Genomic DNA, 15,617 nt, shown 5'->3' with positions numbered 1-15,617 from the left:
ACCAAGCTGCTCGGCGCCGGCCTGCAACAGCATGGCGCGGGCGAGGGCGCCCAGGCGGCGCATGACCGGGTAGCTCATGCGCACCGACATGCTGCCGCCGGTGATGCGCATGCCGTTGTCCATCACCACATAGGCCTCACCGGGTGGCGCGGCTTCGACGATAAAGGTGGCAGGGTCGGCATCCAGCTCTTCGCCGACGATCTGCGCCATGGCGGTGTGGGTGCCTTGGCCACCTTCCATAAAGGGGCTGAGCAGGCGCACCGTACCGTCCGGGCGAATCTCCAGGAACGCCGGCACCTGGGTGCCGCGTTCTGCGGCGGCAGCGGCCTGCACTCGGGCCGAGCCCAGCGGCAGGCCAAAACCGATGACCAGCGCACCCACGGCCGTGCTGGCCAGGAAGCGGCGACGCGACAGGTTGATCGGCTCGCCCAATGTGATGCCAGGGATGACGGATGGCGTGTTCATCAGGCGCTCTCCTTCCCGGCGGCCAGGTCATGCATGGCGGCATGGATGGCGTTGTAGGTGCCGCAGCGGCACAGGTTGACCATGGCCGCGTCGATCTGCGCATTGGTGGGGGCGGGGGTGTGCTTGAGCAGCGCGGTGGCTGCCACCACCTGCCCGGACTGGCAGTAACCGCATTGCGCCACCTGATGCTCGACCCAGGCACTGACCACCCGCTTGCCGACTGCATCGGCTTCGATAGCCTCGATGGTGGTGATCTCACGCCCGACCACCCCGGCCACCGGCGTGACGCACGAACGCACGACATTGCCGTCCACCAGCACCGAGCAGGCGCCGCATTGGGCCAGGCCGCAGCCGTACTTGGTGCCGGTCAGCCCCAGGTCATCGCGGATCACCCACAGCAGCGGCGTGTCGGCGTCGGCGTCGACCTGATAGGTTTTTTGGTTGATGCGTAATTCCATGGCTGGCTCACCTGCTGATCATCGGTCGGGATGGCGTGTTTCTTATAAGAAAGGCGATGGGCGCCCATTGTCGAACTCTAGATCAGGGCACAAGGGCCATCTACGAAAAAACCGAACATTCGGAGGATCAGGCAAGTATTCGAGAGGATTGAGTCAGTCAAGCAAGGTGCTCGATCAACACAGGGGCCGGCAGTCGATTGGTTTGTGAGGGTTTATTGATCTGGGTCAGTACAACCCCCTATTGGCTCCAGATGGCCGTCCGAGAGCGGTAGCGCTGTTTTCATGGGTGATATTATGGCGCCACTATCTTGGCGTGACAGGCGCCAGTCTGATCCATGGACATGAGGCTTTAGGGAAATGCTTAAGAACGCTCCGCTGCGTCTGAAACTGTTGTTGATTCTGCTGCTGCCCATGCTCGGGTTCCTGACCCTGGCCGGCGTGTTTGTGGTGGACAACTACAAAACGCTGCGTGACATGAACACCACGGTGATGGCCAGCGCCACCGCCCAGAAGTTGAGCCAGTTGATTACCACCTTGCAGCGTGAGCGTGGTGCCAGTGGCGTGTTCCTCGGCAGTGGCGGCAAGTCCATGGGCGATCGGATGGTGCAGATGCGCAGGGACTCCAGCGCGGCCGTCGAGGTGGTGCGCGGTTTGTCCACCTCCGGCGGTGCGAACCTGGACAACGTCCTGCGGGCCCTGGACCAGTTGCCGGCGATGCGCGGGCAGGTCGATAAACTGAGCATCAACAGCACCGAATCCGGCGCGCGGTATACCGAGATCATTCAAGTGCTGACCGGTTACACCCATTCCCTGGAAGCGAGCGTCAACAACGCGACCATCGTCTACGCCCTGGGGGCCCTGAATCAATTTATCGAAATGAAAGAGCGGGCCGGACGCGAGCGCGTGGTGCTGGGCCTGGTCTTCGCCCAGGGGCATTTCGATGAAGCGCTGTTGTCGCGCTTCAGCCGTAACCTGGGCGAGTTCGGCGCCTATTACGATGCATTCCGGCGCAAGGCACCCGCGGCCTCGCTGGCGCAGTTCGATACGCAAATGCAGCAACCGGCCGCCGTCGAAGTCGCCAAGTTGCAGCGCCTGGCGTTTGAGGTGCCGATGGGGCAGGCGCTGGGGATCAAACCCGAAGCCTGGTTTGAAACCTCTACCCAACGCATTGACCTGATGAGCCAAGTGGAGGAAGCCCTGGGCCAAAGTGTCAGCAGCCTGGCGATGCACGAGCGGGATGACGCCCGCCGCGCCCTATGGTTGACCGTTGGCGCAGTGATCGTGTCCCTGTTGGCGGTGGCGGTGTTGTCCTGGCTGATCATCCGCATGATCGATTCGGCGGTGCGCGACCTCAACCGCGTGCTCAATGACCTGGCACAGCGCGATCTCACCGCGCGGGCGACTTATGACAGCAAGGACGAATTCGGTCAGATCTCGCGCAACCTCAACCGCATGGCGCAAGAGATCAGTGGCGTGGTGCAGGAAATCGGCAACGCCACCGCACAGGTTGCAACGGCGGCGGAGGAGTCTTCAACCGTGACGATGCAGACCAGCCAAAGCGTCGAGCAGCAGCGCCAAAGCACTGAACTGGTGGCCACGGCGATCAACGAAATGAGCGCCACCGTGCGCGAGGTGGCGCACAGCACCAACGATGCGGCGCAACTGTCGCAACGGGTCAATACCAGCACCACCCAAGGACGTACCGAGATCGAAGGCACCATCACCCTGATCCGCCAGCTCTCCGGGCAGGCCGAGGACACCGCGCTGATCATTGGCGAACTCAAGCAGGAAAGCGATGGGATTTCCTCCGTGCTCGACGTCATTCGCGGCATTGCCGAGCAAACCAACCTGCTGGCCCTGAACGCGGCCATCGAAGCGGCGCGGGCAGGGGATCATGGGCGCGGATTTGCCGTGGTGGCGTCCGAGGTGCGGGTACTTGCGCAGAAGACCCAGGAGTCCACGGGGAATATTCAGCAGATGATCAGCAACCTGCAAAGTGGTTCCGATCGGGCGAGCTCGTCCATGCAGGAGACTCTGGGCAAGGCCCAGGACGGTGCGCGCAAGGTCGAACGTGCAGGTGAATTGTTGTTGGAGATCGCCGAAGGCGTGGCCAGTATCAGTGATCGCAACCTGCAGATTGCTTCGGCGGCCGAAGAGCAGAGTGCGGTTTCAGAAGACATCAACCGTAACGTCAACGAGATCAACGACCTGGTCATCCAGGTCAGTGCCGGCGCCGAGCAAACCGCAATCACCAGCCAGGAATTGGCGCGTTTGGCCGAGCACCAGCAGCGGCTGGTCAATCGGTTCAAGGTGGCGTGAGGCGAGGGCGGCCTGCTCCGGCGGCGGTGGGTCAGTCGACCTCTACAGTGACTGACGCTCCGCTATCGGGAGCAAGCCCCCTCCCACAGTTGTTTAGCGGTGTTGGATGGATTGTGGCGGGGCTTTGATTTCGACGAAGCCTGTTCCATTAGTCCGCCCACCCGTCACGCACCGCACTGCGAATCCCCTCCAGCAACATCGCGAACGCCGGGTTGTCATTGTTCTCGCGCCAGATCAGGTGCAGTTCACTTTGCGCGCCTTCGCCCAGGTCGATATCGCGAAACACCACGTTCTTGAACACCACACTGCTGGCGCAACGCGGTACCAGCGCCAGCCCCATGCCGGCGTTGACCAGGGCCAGGATGGTCAGGGACGAGCCCAGCCACTGTACGTATTCCGGTGCGACACGGGCCGAGCGCAGCAGCCCGGTGAGCAGTTCGTTGAACGGCGGGTAGGCCGCATGGGCGTACATCAGGAACGGCTGGGCGTCGAGGTCGTGGACGCTGACGCTGTCGGCACTGGCCAGTCGATGGCTGCTCGGCACCGCCAGCACGAAGGGCTCGCGCACCAGGCATTCGGTGGCATAACCGGGTTCCAGCAGGGGCGCGCGGACGATGCCCAGGTCGATGCGCCGCGCGCGCAGGGCTTCGTATTGCTGGTAGGTGTTCATCTCCGAGAGGTCGATCCTGACCTGGGGCTGCTTGAGCCGTGCCTCGGCGATGACCCTGGGCAAAAACTCATACACCGCGCTGCCGACGAAGCTGATATTCACCGTGCCGATATCGCCCTCGGCAAAACGCCGTGCGGTCACGGCTGCCTGCTGGGCGCGCTCCAACAGGTTCTGCGCCTCGATGAAAAACGCCCGGCCGGCGGCGGTGAGGGCAACGCTGCGGGTGGTGCGGGTAAACAGCTCTACGCCGAGGTGATGCTCCAGTAATTGGATCTGTCGGCTGAGGGGCGGCTGGGTCATGTTCAGCCGTTCGGCGGCGCGGCGAAAATTCAGCTCGGTGGCCACGGTGGTGAAGCAGCGCAGTTGCGTCAGTTCGAACATTGATCTAATCCAGGTATCAATCGAATGCCAAGTTAGATTAGACGGGAACAATCCCCGGCGTCCATCATCGGTGCGTCCCTAAAAAAACAATGATTGGGAGTTGCCCTTGGATACCGTCCAGAATCCGCCCGACCCGAGCGTGCTCGCCCGCGCAGCCGCCAAGGTCAAGCGCCATGTACTGCCGTTGTTCGTGGTGATGTTCATCGTCAATTACATCGACCGGGTCAATATCGGCTTTGTGCGCAGCCATATGGAGACCGACCTGGGCATTGGCGCCGCCGCCTATGGCTTGGGTGCCGGGCTGTTCTTCATCGGTTACGCGATCTTCGAAGTGCCGTCCAATCTGCTGCTGCAGCGCTATGGCGCACGGGCCTGGTTGACGCGCATCATGTTCACCTGGGGCGCGGCTGCGATGGCCATGGCCTTTGTCCAAGGCGAAACCAGCTTTTATATCCTGCGCTTCGTGCTCGGCGCGGCCGAAGCCGGTTTTTTCCCCGGCATCATCTACTACTTCACCCAATGGTTGCCGGCCGCCGAGCGCGGCAAGGCGATGGCGATTTTCCTCAGCGGTTCGGCCATCGCCTCGGTGATTTCCGGGCCGGTGTCGGGGGCGTTGCTCAACGTCAGCGGCTTGAGCCTGCATGGCTGGCAGTGGATGTTCCTGATCGAGGGTTTTGCCTCCATCCTGTTGTGCGGGTTTGTGTGGTTCTGGTTGCAGTCCCACCCCCATCAGGCCAAGTGGCTCAGCGACGAAGAAAAACACGCGCTGGTGACGGCCATCGCGCTTGAGCAAACGGCCCGCGAAGCCACCCAGAGCGTGCGGCCGTCGATGTTCAAGCTGCTGGCCGACAAGCAGATCGCGCTGTTCTGCTTTATCTACTTTTCCATCGCCCTGACCATCTACGGCGCCACGTTCTGGTTGCCGAGCATGATCAAGAAAATGGGCAACCTGGGCGACTTCCAGGTGGGGTTGTTCAACTCGATCCCGTGGTTGATTTCCATCGTCGCCATGTATGGGTTCGCCGCCCTGGCGAGCAAGTGGAAACACCAGCAGGCGTGGGTGGCGCTGATGCTGGTGATCGCCGCCGTCGGCATGTTTATGTCCACCACTGGCGGGCCGGTGTTTGCGTTTGTCGCCATCTGTTTTGCCGCGATTGGCTTCAAGGCCGCTTCCGCGCTGTTCTGGCCGATCCCCCAGGGTTACCTGGATGCGCGCATCGCCGCGGCGGTGATTGCCTTGATCAATTCGGTCGGCAACCTCGGCGGGTTTGTTGCTCCCACCACCTTCGGCCTGCTGGAGCAGACCACCGGTTCGATTGAAGGCGGGCTGTACGGCCTGGCCGCGACCTCGCTGGTGGCCGCGGTGGTGGTGTTTTTTGCGCGCACCGCACCACGGCCCGGTGTGCCGCCCACCTCCAAACCGACTCATCATCATGCCTTGCGTCCAGGCCCACAGGGAGCCGCCTCTTGAAAATCGTCCGCGTTACCGTCACCCCCATCGCGTTTCGCGACCCGCCGCTGCTCAACGCCAGCGGTATCCACGAAGCCTTCGCGCTGCGCTCGATCATCGAAATCGAGAGCGACACCGGCTACATCGGCCTTGGCGAAAGCTACGGCGATGCCCCGGCGCTGGCGATCCAGCAACAGGTCAAGGATCAACTGATCGGCCTTGATCCGTTCAACCTCAACCAACTGCGCGCCATCGTGCAGGCCACCGTGGCGGCGCACAAACCCGCGAGCATTGCCGGCGCCGAACTGGCCCCCGGTTCCCATGCGAGCAAGGCAGTGAGCAATGCCTATTCGGCGTTTGAGGTGGCGTTTCTCGACCTGCAGGCGCACTCACTGAATGTGCCGCTGGTGGACCTGCTGGGCGGCGCGATCCGCGACCGGATCCCGTTCAGCGCCTACCTGTTCTTCAAGTACGCCGAGCACATCGACTCGCCCTATAAACCCGACAGTTGGGGCGAAGCCCTCAACGAAGTACAGATCGTCGCCCAGGCGCGGCGGATGATCGACACCTATGGCTTCAAAAGCATCAAGCTCAAGGCCGGTACGCTGGACCCTGAGCATGAAGTGGCGTGCATCAAGGCCCTGAAAAAAGCCTTCCCCGGCGTGCCGCTGCGCATCGACCCGAATGGCAATTGGTCCCTGGAAACCTCGATCCGCATGGCCGAACTGCTCGGCGACGACCTGCAGTATTACGAAGACCCCACCCCCGGCCTGGAAGGCATGGCCGAGTTGCACACACGCACCGGCTTGCCCCTGGCGACCAACATGGTGGTCACCGATTTTGACGAGTTCCGCCGCAGCGTGGCCCTGAACAGCGTGCAGATCGTACTCGCCGACCATCACTACTGGGGCGGCCTGCGCGACACCCAGGTATTGGCGAAGATGTGCCAGACTTTTGGCCTGGGCGTGTCGATGCACTCCAACTCACACCTGGGCATCAGCCTGATGGCCATGGCCCACGTGGCCGCGTCGGTGCCCAACCTCGACTACGCCTGCGACACCCACTACCCCTGGCAAGAACCGGACGAAGAAGTGATCAAGGGCGGCAAACTGCCGATTGTCGACGGCTGCGTGAAGATCACCCGCGCACCGGGGCTGGGCCTGGAACTGGACCCTGATCAACTGGGCAAGCTGCATGACCAATACCTCAGCTGCGGCATTCGCCAGCGCGACGACGTGAAGCAGATGCAGCGCTATCAACCGGATTGGAAGACCGTCAAACCGCGTTTCTGAAGCTGGTCGCTTCGTTTTGCCCGGTGACTTGCGTCACCGGGCTTTTTTTAGCTGAAATCTTCTTCGAAGTGCTCCTGTTCACCCCGTGTGTCGCTCTGGCGCCGCACCACCTCCATCTGCCGCAACTCCACCCGGCGGATTTTGCCGGAAATGGTCTTGGGCAACTCGCTGACAAACTCGATCCGCCGCACCCGCTTGTAGGGCGCCAGATGCTCGCGGGCGAAGGCGAGGATGTGCGCGGCCAGTTCGGCGCTGCCCGGGGCGTCATGGGCCAGGATCAGGAACGCCTTGGGCACCGCCAGGCGCAACGGATCGGGGCTGGGCACCACGGCCACTTCCATCACCGCCGGGTGTTCGATCAGCGCGCTTTCCAGCTCGAAGGGGCTGATGCGGTAGTCGGAGGCCTTGAACACGTCGTCGGCGCGCCCGACAAAGGTGATGTAGCCGTCGGCGTCGATCTGCGCGGTGTCGCCGGTGCGGTAGTAGCCGTCGCGCATCACCTCGGCGGTTTTCTCCGGGCTGTCTTCGTAGCCGAGCATCAGGCCCAGTGGGCGCACCTCAAGGGGCAGGGCAACTTCACCCTCGGTGCCCGGCACGCCGTCGGCGTCCAGCAGGGCCACCTGGTAGCCCGGCAACGGGCGGCCCATGGAGCCTGGCTTGAGCACCTGGCCCGGCGTATTGCCCACCAACGCTGTGGTTTCCGACTGGCCGAAGCCGTCGCGCAGCGGCAGGCCCCAGGCCTGTTGGATCTGCTCGATGATCTCCGGGTTCAGCGGTTCACCGGCGCCCACCAGTTCGCGCAGGTTCAGGCGCGATTTGTAGCTGGCCAGGTCTTCCTGGATCAGCATGCGCCACACCGTGGGCGGGGCGCACAGGCTGGTCACCCGGTACTTCTCCAGCGCGCCGAGCAACGCCTGGGCACTGAACCGCGCGACGTTATGGATAAAGATGCAGGCGCCGGCATTCCACGGTGCGAACAGGCAGCTCCAGGCATGCTTGGCCCAGCCCGGCGAGGAGATGTTCAGGTGCAGGTCGCCGGGTTGCAGGCCGATCCAGTACAGGGTCGACAGATGGCCGACCGGATAGCTCTGGTGGCTGTGCAGCACCATCTTCGGTTTTGAGGTGGTGCCGGAGGTGAAATACAGCAGCATCGGGTCCGTGGCCAAGGTACGGCCCTCGGCCTCGAACCGCTCGGGGTATTCAAAGGCGGCGCTGTGCGCGACCCAGCCAGTCGGCGCCGCTCCCACACATACGCGGCTGCAACCTTCGCCCAGGCCCTCGAACTTGCCGACATGCGCCGCGCCGACCACCAGGTGGCGGACCTGGCCCCGCTCGATGCGGTCGTGCAGGTCAACCGGGTTGAGCAGGGCGGTGGCGGGGATCACCACCGCGCCGAGCTTGAAGGCCGCCAGCATGGTTTCCCACAGCGCCACATCGTTGCCGAGCATCAGCAGCACGCGCTCGCCACGCCGAACACCGAGGGCGCGCAGGTGGTTAGCGACCTGGTTGGAGCGCGCGGCCAGTTGCTGGAAGCTGTAGCGCTGCTCGCTGCCGTCCTCTTCGACGATCCACAGCGCGTCGGCGGCATTGCCCTCGGCCATGGCATCGAAGTAGTCCAGGGCCCAGTTGAAGGCGTCCAGTTGCGGCCAACGAAAGTCACGGGCGGCGGTGGCGTAGTCGGTACGGTGCGCGAGCAGAAAATCCCGGGCAGCCAGGAAGGACTGGGTCATGGTCGGTGTCCTTAATTATTGTTGTGGGGACTGGCCCTTCGGGTGCACCGAGAGGCTGGACCGAGTATAGGCACGCATAAATAAGAGCAAAACGCTCAAAAACACCGGAGCGTTGTGCAAAAAAGTCATGGGTGATAAGGGCTGGCGAGTGGTGATTGACGGGTTATACGTAAAAGTCCAGTATGGAATTATAAGTACAAAAGATCCCGCTCCAGCTTTTTCTTCACGCTTGCCAAAACCAATAACAACTCGCGAGACACGACCATGAAGAAACTCCCCCTCATCACCGCCCTGGCCTTGGGCCTGATCGCCTCCAGCCACCTCCTGGCCGCCGAGAAAACCCTGCGTATCGGCATCGAAGCGGCTTACCCACCGTTTGCGTCCAAGACCGAAGAGGGCAAGATCGTCGGCTTCGACTACGACATCGGCAATGCGCTGTGTGCGCAGATGAAGGTCAAGTGTGTGTGGGTCGAAGGTGAATTCGACGGCCTGATTCCTTCCCTCAAAGTGAAGAAAATCGACATGGCCTTGTCGTCCATGACCATCAATGACGATCGCAAGAAGTCGGTGGATTTCTCCCACAAGTACTACTTCACCTCCTCGCGCCTGGTGATGAGGGACGGTGCCGTGGTGGATGACCAGTACGCCAGCCTCAAGGGCAAGACCGTGGGTGTGCAGCGCGCCACCACCACCGACCGTTACGCCACCGAGGTGTTCGAACCCAAGGGCATCAACGTCAAGCGCTACAGCAATAACGAAGAGATCTACATGGACCTGGCGGCAGGCCGGCTGGATGCAATTTTTGCCGACACCATTCCCTTGAATGACTTTTTGCAGATGCCTCGGGGCAAGGGCTACGGGTTTGTCGGCCCGGAACTCAAGGACCCGAAATACGTGGGCGAGGGCGCCGGGATCGCGGTGCGCAAGGGCAATACCGCGCTGGTCAGCGAACTGAACAGCGCCATCGACGGCATTCGTGCCAGTGGGGAATACCAGAAGATTTCACAGCAGTACTTCAAGGCCGACATCTACGGCGATTGAGCATCATACGCGGGCAAAATGTGGTGGGAGAGGGCAAGCCCTAATGCCAGTCAGTTAAGCGTACATCGCCTCCTGTAGGAGCGAGCTTGCTCGCGAAAAACGTCAACGATAACGCGTGCTTCCTGAATGAACGCGGCGCCTGCGAGTTTTTCGCGAGCAAGCTCGCTCCTACAAAAAGCCTTAACTGACTGGCATTGAGGCAAGCCCTCCCACATTTGATCAGCCCCTGAGCTCCTTCAAATGCTTGTAGACCGTAGCCCGCCCCATGCCCAGCACATTGGCCACATAGTTCGAGGCGCTCTTGCCCTTGAACGCGCCTTCGGCATGCAGCGCCAGTACCAGCTCACGCTTGTGGTCACGGGTGAGCAGGTTCAGGCTCAGCTGGCGCTCGCGCATCCAGGCATGCAGGAACGTGTTGATACGCTCCTGCCAGTCATCGCGAAACAGCGAGTCCGGTTGCGGGATCAGCTTGCTCGGCGACAGGAACAGGTCCAGCGCCGCCTTGGCGTTTTCGAACAGTGAGATATTCAGGTTGATGCACAGCACTGCCAGCCGGCGCCCTGTGTGGTCATGCAACACGGTGCTCAGGCTGCGGATTTTCTGGCCATCCCAATTGAGCTTTTCGTAGGGGCCGATATTCACGTCGCTGACGTCGGCGCTGAGCATGTCCTCCAGCGCCGAGTCGTCGCCAATGCCCCTTTTGGACAGGTTATTGGCGATGTAATCGACTTTTTGCGTGCGCAGGTCATGCAGCACCACTTCAGCGTGGGGGAAGAACAGCGTGGCGATTGCATCGGCAATCGCACGGAAATTCTGCAGGACTTTTTCGTGTTCGGCGCTGTTCATCAATGGGGCTCCAGGCGGGCGAGGGAGAGCATACCAGCGTCGAGGCCGAACCGTGTCAGTGGTTCCGGCAACGCTTCACCGCGCACCAGCGCTGCACTGGCCTGGCCCATGGCGGGCGATGTCTGGATCCCATAACCGCCTTGCGCCGCCACCCAGAACAGGCCGGGTACCTGTGGGTCGAAGCCGCTGAGCAAATCACCATCGTGCACAAAACTGCGCAGGCCGGCCCAGGTGCGCGTCGGGCGGCGGATAGTCAGGGTGGTGGCTTCTTCTATCTGATAGATGCCCATGGCGATGTCCAGCTCTTCGGGCTGTACATCCTGGGGCTCCACCGGGTCGGCATTCGCCGGCGAGCCGAGGAACATGCCGGCGTCGGGTTTCATGTAGAAGGCTTCGTCGAGGGCCACCAGCATCGGCCAGGCGTGGCTGTCCACGCCTTCGGGGCCGGCGAAGATAAATGCCGAGCGCCGCTTGGGTTGCAGGCCGATGGACGCGGCGCCCGCCAGCCCGCCGATATGATCGGCCCAGGCGCCAGCGGCGTTGATAATGATCGGCGCGGTGTAGGTCCCGTCCTGGGTGTTTACGTGCCAGAGGCCCGCGCTGTCACGGCTCAAGCCCAGTACATGGCTGTCGGTACGCACTTCGCCCTGATTGCGTCGGATACCGCGCAAATAGCCCTGGTGCAGGGCGTCGGTGTCGATGTCGCTGGCGGTCGGGTCATACAGCGCGCCATGGACTTTTTCCCGGCGCAGGATCGGCAGGCGCGCGCAGGCTTCATCCGCCGTGAGCCGTTCGACCTGGGGCACCGTGGCCTTGGCGCTCAGGTACTGGGCCTGCAATTCGGCGGCGTCACCGTTGAAGTCCACAGTCATTTCGCCGCGTGGCGTCAGCAGCGGGTGCTCGCAGAAACCCGGCGGCGGGTTATCGAAAAACGCGCGGCTGGCCTGGGTCAACGCCCGCACCTGCGGGGTGCCATACGCCGCCGTGTAGAGCGCCGCCGAGCGTCCGGTGGAGTGATAGGCCGGGTGGGATTCACGCTCCAGCACCAGCACCTTGCCATGGGGCGACAACCAGAAACCCGTGGACGCGCCGGCAATGCCGCCGCCGATGATGATGAAGTCGGCATGGCTCATAACAGTCTCCAGAGGGCATTGGCCAGGGCGATGTCTTCCAGGCCCAGGCCGATGGAACGGAAAAATACGTGGCGGTCATAGGCCGGGCGCTGTACCTGCTCACTGAGCAGTTCGGGCAGGTCGCCGACGATCGCGTTCTTGTCCCAGCCGTGCTGTTCAGCGGCAATCAACATTTCGCCGGCCGAGCCGGGGGTGGTCTGGCGATAGTCGCAGAACACCTGCATGGCGTTGAGGCTCTGGGGCGGCACTTCATGGGCACGCGGGGCGTTGGTGCTGATCGAGGTGATCAGCGCCGGCTTGCTCAAGCGCGACGGGTCGATCACCGGGCCGGCCGATGAGGTGCACAGCAGGATCACATCGGCGTCGGCCACCGCCGCATCGCAGCTGTTGGCGATGCTCAAACGTGGATCCAGGCGTTTGATGGCGTCGGTATTGGCAGTGGCCAGGCGTGGCGAAAACAGGCTGATGCCCTGCCAGTCCCGCAGATTCTTCACGTAATGCAAATGTGCCAGCGCGACCTTGCCGCTGCCGATGATCGCCAGGCGCCGTGCCACCTGCGGGGCCAGCGCCTCCACCGCCAGCGCAGTGGTCGCGGCGGTGCGCGCGGTGGTCAATTCGGCGGCATCGCACAGCAACAGGGGCTCGCCGGTTTGCATCGACATCAATAGCGTCCAGGCCGTCACCAGCGGCCCTTGCTCGCGCACGATATACGGCGAGGTCTTGACCCCGTACACCCCCTCTTCAGCCAGCACGCCCAGGTAATTGATGAAATCGCCGGCGTCGTGGGGGAACGCCACTAATTGCTGCGCCGGTTGCACCGCGTGCCCGGCGGCCAGGGCGCGAAACAGCGTGTGCAGGATCTGCGGTACATCGACTTGGGCGAGCAGTTCACGGGCCTGGGCCTGGTTGATTACATGGGGCGCGCTGGACATGGATATCTCCGATATCTGAACTTATTTGTCCATTATGGACTTTTAGTTCCGTTGGGCAAGCTAAAAACCTCAGCCCTCGAAGCGGAATCCCGTCGATAACTTTTCCTTCAAATACCCCACCAACGCACTCACCGACTTCGGCACATGGGGCGAATACGGCCGAATCAGGTAGATCTCATCGGCAAACGCGCCCTTGAGTGTCCAGCCCTTGAGCACCTGTACCAGCTTGCCGCTGGCCAGCGCAGCGTGGGCGCTGAAGTCCGGGAGCAGGGCGATGCCCAGGTGGTTGAGCGCCGAATCACGCAGGGCTTCGCTGTTGTTGGTGGCGAAGCTGCCGGCGATGGGCACGGTGAGGCGTTCGACCTTTTTGCTGCCGCGCTCGAAGGTCCATGCGGGCTGGTCGGTGCCGCGCGGGTAGAACAGGCAGTTGTGCGCCGACAGGTCGCCGGGTTCGCGGGGTTCGCCGTGGCGTTGCAGGTAATCGCGGCTGGCGACCAGCACCGAACCGGTGTCGCACAGCTTCCAGGCCACATGGGTTTCCGGCACCTGGAAACCGTGGCGCACAGCGAGGTCGTAGCCTTCGGCCGCCAGGGAGCTCAGGGCATCCGAGACATCCAGCTGGATACGCACCTGCGGGTATTGCTGCAGGAATTCCGCCAAGTGCGGCACCAGCTGTTGCCGGGCAAATGCCACGGGGGCGGTCAAGCGCACCAGGCCACGAATCTCCCCGGCGGAATCGCGCACCGACGAGAAGCTGCGCGCGATTTGCTCATAGGCACCGCGCACTTCACGGGTCAGCGACAACCCGGCATCGGTCAACCGCACACTGCGCGTGGTACGGGTCACCAGCCGTGTGCCGGTGGCTTTCTCGAGGTCGGAAATGCGCTGGCTGACCGCGGATTTACTCACCCCCAGGCGCGCAGCGGCGGCGGTGTAGGTGCCGTGTTCCTCCAGCACTGAGAGCCAGTGAATGTGGGTCCACAGCCCTTCGATCTCGGATTTTTCCATGGGCTTATTGTTCGCTTATAAGGACAATCAGTTCTTGATTCTGCTCTGGTTTGGAACAAACCGAAAGCCTATCGTGTGTCCCAACGCAACCCACCTGGATCGACTGCCATGACTACAACAATCGAGCACTACATCAACGACCAGCGCGTCAGCCGCGATGATCGCTATCAGGACGTCTACAACCCGGCCACCGGCGAAATCACCGGCCGCGTTGCCCTGGCCAGCAGCCAGACCGTGTCCGAAGCCGTCGCCGCTGCACAGGCCGCTTTTGCCGGTTGGGCCGACACCCCGCCTATCCGTCGCGCCCGCGTGCTGTTCGAATACCTGCACCTGCTGCGTGAGCGCAAGGACGACCTGGCGCGCATCATCGTCGCCGAACACGGCAAGGTCTTCACCGATGCCCAGGGCGAAGTCGACCGTGGCATCGACATTCTCGAATTCGCCTGCGGCATCCCCAACCTGCTCAAGGGCGAGCATTCCGACCAGGTCTCCCGTGGCATGGACAACTGGACGATGCGCCAACCCCTGGGCGTCGTGGCCGGTGTCACGCCGTTCAACTTCCCGGTGATGGTGCCGATGTGGATGTACCCGATCGCCATTGCGGCGGGCAACACCTTCATCCTCAAGCCAAGCCCGACCGACCCAAGTGCTTCGCTGTTCATGGCTGAACTGCTGCGTGAAGCCGGCCTGCCCAAAGGCGTATTCAACGTGGTGCAGGGCGACAAGGAATCGGTGGACGCGCTGATCGCGCACCCGGACGTCAAGGCCGTGAGCTTCGTCGGCTCCACGCCGATTGCGCAGTACATCTACGAAACCGGTGCGCGCAACGGCAAGCGTGTGCAAGGCCTGGGCGGTGCGAAGAACCACATGGTGGTGATGCCGGACGCGGATATCGAAAAAACCGTCGATGCCTTGATGGGCGCCGCCTACGGCAGTGCCGGCGAACGCTGCATGGCCATTTCCGTAGCGGTGCTGGTCGGCGATGTCGGTGACAAGGTCATCGCCGCCCTGACCGAACGCGCCAGGCATCTGCGCATCACCGACGGCCGCGACCTCAAGGCGGAGATGGGCCCGATTGTGTCCCGCGCCGCGCTGGAGCGCATCAGCGGCTACATCGAACAAGGCGTGCAGGCCGGCGCGCAACTGCTGCTCGACGGACGTGACTATGTACCCACCGAGGCTGGCCTGGAAAACGGCTTCTGGCTCGGCGCGACCCTGTTCGACCACGTGACCCAGGAGATGAGCATCTACCGCGAAGAAATTTTCGGCCCGGTACTGGCCTGCGTGCGCGTGAATGACTTCGCCGAGGCGGTGAAGCTGGTCAACGACCACGAATTCGGCAACGGCGTCAGCTGCTTTACCCGCGACGGCAACATTGCCCGCGAGTTTGCCCGGCGTATCGAAGTGGGCATGGTCGGCATCAACGTGCCGATCCCGGTGCCGATGGCCTGGCACGGGTTTGGTGGCTGGAAGAAGAGCCTGTTCGGCGACATGCATGCCTACGGCACTGAGGGTGTGCGCTTCTACACCAAGCAGAAATCGATCATGCAGCGCTGGTCGGAGAGCATCGAGCAGGGTGCGGAGTTTGCGATGCCGGTGTCCAAATAACGGCCAAAAGAACACAGCGGAACCCATGTGGGAGGGGACTTGCCAGTCAGTTAAGGAAAAACACTGTAACTGTGGTGAGCGGGCTTGCTGTGGTGAGCGGGCTTGCCCCGCGCTGGGCTGCGAAGCAGCCCCAATCAGGCTCCCTGTGTTCTGTCAGGTAAACCGCAGTGCCTGGTTTTGGGTCTGCTTCGCAGCCCCAATCAGGCTCCCTGTGTTCTGTCAGGTAAACCGCAGCGCCTGGTTTTGGGTCTGCTTCGCAGCCCCGCGCGGGGCAAGCCCGCTCA

General features: G+C 62.6%; 13 protein-coding genes. 5 read left to right on the top strand and 8 right to left on the bottom strand.

The window, feature by feature from the left end:
- Positions 1-465 (bottom strand): molybdopterin cofactor-binding domain-containing protein (locus BFQ01_RS04845; protein ID WP_176718734.1); only part of this gene is annotated, 465 nt, incomplete at its 3' end.
- A complete protein-coding gene (locus BFQ01_RS04840; protein ID WP_065924418.1) occupies positions 465-923 on the bottom strand; it encodes a (2Fe-2S)-binding protein in 459 nt (152 codons plus the stop codon). The genes BFQ01_RS04840 and BFQ01_RS04845, both read right to left, overlap by 1 nt.
- 357 nt (positions 924-1,280) lie before the next feature.
- Here BFQ01_RS04840 and BFQ01_RS04835 point away from each other — a divergent pair, with 357 nt between their 5' ends.
- Complete coding sequence (locus BFQ01_RS04835) at positions 1,281-3,242, top strand: methyl-accepting chemotaxis protein (protein ID WP_065924417.1); 1,962 nt, start codon at positions 1,281-1,283, stop codon at positions 3,240-3,242.
- Positions 3,243-3,390: 148 nt separating this feature from the next.
- On the opposite strand, the gene BFQ01_RS04830 is transcribed toward BFQ01_RS04835, so the two are convergent.
- Positions 3,391-4,293: a LysR family transcriptional regulator gene (locus BFQ01_RS04830; RefSeq protein ID WP_027603529.1), complete on the bottom strand. Its 903-nt coding sequence runs from the start codon at positions 4,291-4,293 to the stop codon at positions 3,391-3,393.
- Positions 4,294-4,399: 106 nt separating this feature from the next.
- Between BFQ01_RS04830 and BFQ01_RS04825 the strand changes: the two genes are divergently transcribed.
- Both BFQ01_RS04825 and BFQ01_RS04820 read left to right on the top strand, forming a co-directional pair.
- Complete coding sequence (locus tag BFQ01_RS04825; protein ID WP_065924419.1) at positions 4,400-5,764, top strand: MFS transporter; 1,365 nt, start codon at positions 4,400-4,402, stop codon at positions 5,762-5,764.
- Complete coding sequence (locus BFQ01_RS04820; protein ID WP_065924416.1) at positions 5,761-7,035, top strand: glucarate dehydratase family protein; 1,275 nt, start codon at positions 5,761-5,763, stop codon at positions 7,033-7,035. The genes BFQ01_RS04825 and BFQ01_RS04820 overlap by 4 nt, the downstream gene beginning before the upstream one ends.
- Positions 7,036-7,082: 47 nt before the next feature.
- Here the strand turns inward: BFQ01_RS04820 and BFQ01_RS04815 are convergent, their stop codons facing one another.
- A complete protein-coding gene (locus BFQ01_RS04815; RefSeq protein ID WP_065924415.1) occupies positions 7,083-8,765 on the bottom strand; it encodes an AMP-binding protein in 1,683 nt (560 codons plus the stop codon).
- Positions 8,766-9,029: 264 nt separating this feature from the next.
- On the opposite strand from BFQ01_RS04815, the gene BFQ01_RS04810 reads away from it, so the two are divergent.
- Entirely contained in the window at positions 9,030-9,806 is a 777-nt protein-coding gene (locus BFQ01_RS04810; protein WP_065924414.1) for an ABC transporter substrate-binding protein, read from the top strand.
- 219 nt (positions 9,807-10,025) lie between these two features.
- Here BFQ01_RS04810 and BFQ01_RS04805 read toward each other — a convergent pair whose 3' ends face one another.
- From BFQ01_RS04805 to BFQ01_RS04790, 4 genes are all read right to left on the bottom strand, one after another.
- Positions 10,026-10,652 carry a helix-turn-helix transcriptional regulator gene (locus BFQ01_RS04805; protein WP_065924413.1) on the bottom strand — a complete coding sequence of 209 codons (627 nt, stop codon included), beginning with the start codon at positions 10,650-10,652 and terminating at the stop codon, positions 10,026-10,028.
- Entirely contained in the window at positions 10,652-11,785 is a 1,134-nt protein-coding gene (locus BFQ01_RS04800; protein WP_065924412.1) for an NAD(P)/FAD-dependent oxidoreductase, read from the bottom strand. The genes BFQ01_RS04805 and BFQ01_RS04800 overlap by 1 nt, the downstream gene beginning before the upstream one ends.
- On the bottom strand, positions 11,782-12,717 hold the full coding sequence (locus BFQ01_RS04795; protein ID WP_065924411.1) for an ornithine cyclodeaminase family protein: 936 nt from the start codon (positions 12,715-12,717) through the stop codon (positions 11,782-11,784). The genes BFQ01_RS04800 and BFQ01_RS04795 overlap by 4 nt, the downstream gene beginning before the upstream one ends.
- Before the next feature lie 69 nt (positions 12,718-12,786).
- A complete protein-coding gene (locus tag BFQ01_RS04790; protein WP_065924410.1) occupies positions 12,787-13,725 on the bottom strand; it encodes a LysR family transcriptional regulator in 939 nt (312 codons plus the stop codon).
- Between the two features lie 108 nt (positions 13,726-13,833).
- Between BFQ01_RS04790 and BFQ01_RS04785 the strand changes: the two genes are divergently transcribed.
- Positions 13,834-15,333, top strand: a complete 1,500-nt coding sequence (locus BFQ01_RS04785; protein ID WP_027603551.1) for a CoA-acylating methylmalonate-semialdehyde dehydrogenase — start codon at positions 13,834-13,836, stop codon at positions 15,331-15,333.
- Positions 15,334-15,617: the final 284 nt, after the last annotated feature.

This window comes from Pseudomonas sp. 8 R 14, from assembly GCF_900005955.1.
Taxonomy (GTDB): Bacteria; Pseudomonadota; Gammaproteobacteria; order Pseudomonadales; family Pseudomonadaceae; genus Aquipseudomonas; species Aquipseudomonas marginalis.
Note: the sequence above shows the minus strand (reverse complement) of the source record. Positions and strands in the feature narration are given on the sequence as shown.

Coding starts and splice junctions, on each gene's coding strand:
- BFQ01_RS04840 (WP_065924418.1), bottom strand. CDS start 923: ATGGAATTACGCATCAACCAAAAAACCTATCAGGTCGACGCCGACGCC.
- BFQ01_RS04835 (WP_065924417.1), top strand. CDS start 1,281: ATGCTTAAGAACGCTCCGCTGCGTCTGAAACTGTTGTTGATTCTGCTG.
- BFQ01_RS04830 (WP_027603529.1), bottom strand. CDS start 4,293: ATGTTCGAACTGACGCAACTGCGCTGCTTCACCACCGTGGCCACCGAG.
- BFQ01_RS04815 (WP_065924415.1), bottom strand. CDS start 8,765: ATGACCCAGTCCTTCCTGGCTGCCCGGGATTTTCTGCTCGCGCACCGT.
- BFQ01_RS04810 (WP_065924414.1), top strand. CDS start 9,030: ATGAAGAAACTCCCCCTCATCACCGCCCTGGCCTTGGGCCTGATCGCC.
- BFQ01_RS04805 (WP_065924413.1), bottom strand. CDS start 10,652: ATGAACAGCGCCGAACACGAAAAAGTCCTGCAGAATTTCCGTGCGATT.
- BFQ01_RS04800 (WP_065924412.1), bottom strand. CDS start 11,785: ATGAGCCATGCCGACTTCATCATCATCGGCGGCGGCATTGCCGGCGCG.
- BFQ01_RS04795 (WP_065924411.1), bottom strand. CDS start 12,717: ATGTCCAGCGCGCCCCATGTAATCAACCAGGCCCAGGCCCGTGAACTG.
- BFQ01_RS04790 (WP_065924410.1), bottom strand. CDS start 13,725: ATGGAAAAATCCGAGATCGAAGGGCTGTGGACCCACATTCACTGGCTC.
- BFQ01_RS04785 (WP_027603551.1), top strand. CDS start 13,834: ATGACTACAACAATCGAGCACTACATCAACGACCAGCGCGTCAGCCGC.